The sequence below is a fragment of the Caballeronia sp. M23-90 genome, from assembly GCF_053574605.1.
On sequence record NZ_JBSIPA010000521.1, the window covers coordinates 1 to 4,386 of the forward strand.

5 protein-coding genes are annotated in these 4,386 nt (G+C 60.4%); all 5 read left to right on the forward strand.

From position 1 onward, the window contains the following. Positions 1-1,174, forward strand: a 1,174-nt coding sequence (locus ACRXB1_RS31575) for a molybdopterin dinucleotide binding domain-containing protein (protein ID WP_449494275.1), incomplete at its 5' end; no start/stop codon positions are given. Further along, entirely contained in the window at positions 1,171-2,724 is a 1,554-nt protein-coding gene (gene narH / locus ACRXB1_RS31580) for a nitrate reductase subunit beta (RefSeq protein WP_449494276.1), read from the forward strand. The genes ACRXB1_RS31575 and narH, both read left to right, overlap by 4 nt. After that, entirely contained in the window at positions 2,721-3,389 is a 669-nt protein-coding gene (narJ, locus tag ACRXB1_RS31585; RefSeq protein ID WP_375507500.1) for a nitrate reductase molybdenum cofactor assembly chaperone, read from the forward strand. Before narH ends, narJ begins: the two co-directional genes overlap by 4 nt. A gap of 17 nt (positions 3,390-3,406) precedes the next feature. Further along, positions 3,407-4,084, forward strand: coding sequence for a respiratory nitrate reductase subunit gamma (gene narI, locus ACRXB1_RS31590; RefSeq protein WP_449494277.1), 678 nt, complete (start codon positions 3,407-3,409; stop codon positions 4,082-4,084). Positions 4,085-4,123: 39 nt separating this feature from the next. Beyond that, a complete protein-coding gene (locus ACRXB1_RS31595) occupies positions 4,124-4,336 on the forward strand; it encodes a hypothetical protein (RefSeq protein ID WP_449494278.1) in 213 nt (70 codons plus the stop codon). The last annotated feature ends 50 nt before the right edge of the window (positions 4,337-4,386 follow it).

The following is a 4,386-nucleotide window of genomic DNA, read 5'->3' on the forward strand; positions in this document are numbered from 1 at the left end:
TCCCGGCGAGCTCGGCCAGCCGTTCGAGCCGAAGGACTGGCGCGCGGGCGAATGCGACCTGATCCCGGGCAAGACCGCACCGTCCATGACCGTCGTCGAGCGTAACTACAAGGATGTGTATCGCAAGTTCACGTCGGTCGGACCGCTGCTCGATACGCAAGGCAACGGCGGCAAGGGCATCAACTGGAACAGCAAGCACGAAGTCGGCGAGCTCGCGGACATCACGAAAACCGTCACCGAACCGGGCGTGAGCCTGGGACGTCCGCGTCTGGATACGGCTATCGATGCAGCCGAGATGATCCTCACGTTCGCGCCGGAAACCAACGGGCATGTGGCAGTCAAGGCGTGGGAAGCGTTGTCGAAGATCACGGGACGCGAACACGCGCACCTCGCGCTTGGCCGCGAGCACGACAAGATCCGTTTCCGCGACGTCCAGGCGCAGCCGCGCAAGATCATTTCCGCGCCCACATGGTCGGGCCTCGAATCCGAGGAAGTGAGCTACAACGCCGGTTATACGAACGTGCATGAACTGATCCCATGGCGCACGCTGACGGGCCGCCAGCAGTTCTACCAGGATCATCGCTGGATGCTGGATTTCGGCGAAGGCTCGTGCGTGTATCGGCCGGCGATCAACACGAAAACCGTCACCGCCATGCTTGGCGCAAAGCCCAACGGCGAGCATGAGCTCGTGCTCAACTGGATCACGCCGCACCAGAAATGGGGCATCCACTCCACTTACTCGGACAACCTGCGCATGTTGACGCTCTCGCGCGGCGGACCTCACGTGTGGGTGTCGGAAGCAGAGGCAAAAGAAGCGGGTCTCGTCGATAACGACTGGGTGGAAGTGTTCAACGTGAACGGCACGCTGACAGCGCGGGTCGTGGTGAGCCAGCGCGTGCCGCGAGGCATGTGCCTGATGTATCACGCGCAGGAAAAGATCGTGAACGTGCCGGGCGCCGAGACAAGCGGCATGCGCGGCGGCATCCACAACTCGGTCACGCGCACGGTACTCAAGCCGACGCACATGATCGGCGGGTACGCGCAGCAAGCCTACGGTTTCAACTACTACGGCACCGTGGGATCGAACCGCGACGAGTACGTGATCGTGCGCAAGATGAAAAAAGTGGCGTGGCTCGAAGGTCCGCTGAAGGAACATGAAGGAGCTGCATCGTGAAAATTCGTGCGCAAGTCGCAATGGTGTTGAATCTGGATAAATGCATCGGTTGCCATACGTGCTCCGTGACGTGCAAGAACGTGTGGACCTCGCGCGACGGCGTGGAGTACGCGTGGTTCAACAATGTGGAGACGAAACCCGGCATCGGTTATCCGAAGGAATGGGAGAACCAGAAGAAGTGGCAAGGTGGCTGGATACGCGATGCATCTGGCCGACTGCGTCCACGCCAGGGCGGCAAGCTGAAGGTGCTCGCAAACCTGTTCGCGAACCCGAATCTGCCGGCTATCGACGATTACTATGAGCCGTTCACGTTCGACTACGAGCATTTGCAGAAAGCGCGCCTGAGCGAGACGCCGCCGACCGCGCGCCCTGTTTCAGTGATCACCGGCAAGAAGATGGACAAGATCGTCTGGGGTCCGAACTGGGAAGACGACCTGGGCGGCGAGTTTTCATCGCGCGGACGTGACGCGTTGTTCGAGAACGTGCAGAAGGAGATGTACGCCACCTTCGAAAACACCTTCATGATGTATTTGCCGCGGCTGTGCGAGCACTGCCTGAACCCGGCGTGCGTGGCGTCGTGCCCGTCAGGTTCTGTTTATAAGCGCGAAGACGACGGCATTGTTCTCGTCGATCAGGACAAGTGCCGCGGCTGGCGCATGTGCATCTCGGGGTGCCCGTACAAGAAGATCTACTTCAACTGGAAAAGCGGCAAGGCCGAAAAGTGCATCTTTTGCTATCCGCGACTCGAAGCAGGTCAGCCGACCGTATGCTCGGAGACGTGCGTGGGACGGATTCGCTATCTCGGCGTGCTGCTCTATGACGCCGACAAGATTGGCGACGCGGCATCGATTGAAAACGAGAAGGACCTGTATCAGTCGCAGCTCGATCTGTTCCTCGATCCGCACGATCCCGCCGTGCAGGCCGAAGCGCTCGCGCAAGGCATTCCGCAAAGCTGGCTGGATTCCGCACGCAAGTCGCCGGTCTACAAGATGGCGGTTGAATGGAAGGTCGCGTTTCCGCTGCATCCCGAGTACCGGACGTTGCCGATGGTCTGGTACATCCCGCCCCTTTCGCCGATTCAATCGGCGGCGGATGCGGGTCATATCGGCATGGACGGCATCATTCCGGACGTGAAGAGCCTGCGCATTCCGGTGAAGTATCTGGCCAACCTGCTGACCGCCGGCGACGAAGCCCCAGTCACGTCCGCTCTCGAACGCATGCTCGCCATGCGCGCGTTCAAGCGCGCTGAAGTCGTGCATGGCCGCGCCGAACCGGAATTGCTGAAGGGCCTGAACATCACGCCCGCACAAGTTGAAGACATGTACCAGACGATGGCCATTGCGAACTACGAAGACCGTTTCGTCGTGCCGTCATCGCATAAGGAAATCGTCGAAGACAGCTTCAACGACAAAGGCAGTTGCGGCTTTACGTTTGGCAATGGCTGCTCGGGCGGGGTCTCGGAAGGATCGTTGTTCGGCAAGAAACCGCAGGGCAGCGTGGTATTCGCCGACATGCCGAAGTCGCGCAAGCAAGCTGAGGTCTCGTCGTGAACGCTACGCTTTCCATCTACACGTTGCTCGCGACCTTGCTTGACTACCCCGAGCAGGAATTGCTCGATGCACTTGGCGAGATCGATCAGGAGCTGCAAGCGTTCCCGGACACGACCCGCGCCGCGCTACAGCCGCTCGTCGCCTTGCTCAATGCATCCCCGTTGATCGAGTTGCAGGAGAATTACGTCGCGACATTCGACCGTAATCCCGCGCATTCGCTGCATCTGTTCGAGCACGTTCACGGCGAAAGCCGGGACCGCGGACAAGCCATGGTCGATCTGCTCGATGAATACCGCCGGCATGGCCTCGAAATGGCGACGAACGAATTGCCGGACCACGTGCCGCTGTTTCTGGAAGTCCTTGGCAACATCGAGCCTTCCGAAGCACGTGCGTTACTCGACGAAGCCATCCACGTCCTCGCCGCGTTAGGCGACCGTCTTGCTCGCGATCAAAGCCCGTACGCCGGTGTCTTCACAGTCCTGCGTTCAATGACCGATGTCGTCCCGCAAGCCGCCGAGATTCCACCCATTCGCGACATGGACGAGGCGCTCGAACGCTTCGGCCCGGGCGCGGACGGAGTCGAACCGCTGCTTGCTCCATCCACGTCCACGCCGATGGCCCAGCCGGTGCATTTCCATCCGCGTCCACCGGCCACGGCCAACTGAGTTCAAGGGACCCGCTCATGTTCAATCAATTTCTGTTCGGCATTTATCCGTATATCGCGGCCGCCATCTTCCTGTTCGGCAGCCTTGCGCGTTTCGAGCGCGAGCAGTACACATGGAAAACCGACAGCTCGCAGATGCTTCATCGCGGCAATTTGCGGCTGGGCAATATCCTGTTTCACATCGGCATTCTCGGGTTGTTCTTCGGGCATCTCGCCGGCTTGCTGACGCCGGTCGCCGTATGGGATTTTCTCGGTGTCGATCACAGCACGAAACAAGCCGTCGCGATGATCGCCGGCGGCATCATGGGATGGCTGTGCCTGTCGGGACTGCTGATCCTGATTCATCGGCGCATGACCAACGCGCGTGTTTCGGCCGTCACCCGCACGGGCGACAAGGTCCTGCTGCTCTGGATTCTTTGCACGCTGCTGCTGGGACTGACGACGATCGGAGAATCGTCCGCTCATATGGACGGCCACATGATGGTTCAGTTGATGACGTGGGCGCAGCACGTGGTCACGTTCCGGGGCGACGCCGCCAGCTTCGTTGCGAACACCCCGCTGCTGTTCCGCCTGCATCTCTTCATGGGCATGACGCTCTTCGTGATCTTCCCGTTCACGCGGCTCGTGCATGTCTGGAGCGGCTTCGCTTCCGTGACGTATCTGGGCCGCGCATGGCAGCTCGTGCGGCCGCGCTGATCGGCGCTTGTTCGCGCTTATTGTTTGGAAAGGAACATCATGGCAATCACAGTCAACGGCACGGAACTGACAGACCAGGATATCGAACGCGCGTATCTCACCGACTGGCGCAAGCGCTACCGCGGTGAAACATGTGCCGTGCTTCTTCCGGGCGACACAGAACAAGTGGCAAGGGTCGTGCGGCTTGCGCGGCAGGCGTTGATGCAGTATTGCCCGAACGTGGCCCTGGCGAAACCTGGCCGAATGGCATAGGGCTCCGTTACACCGGCGGATCCATGCTACAAACCATTCTGGTCGGCGGC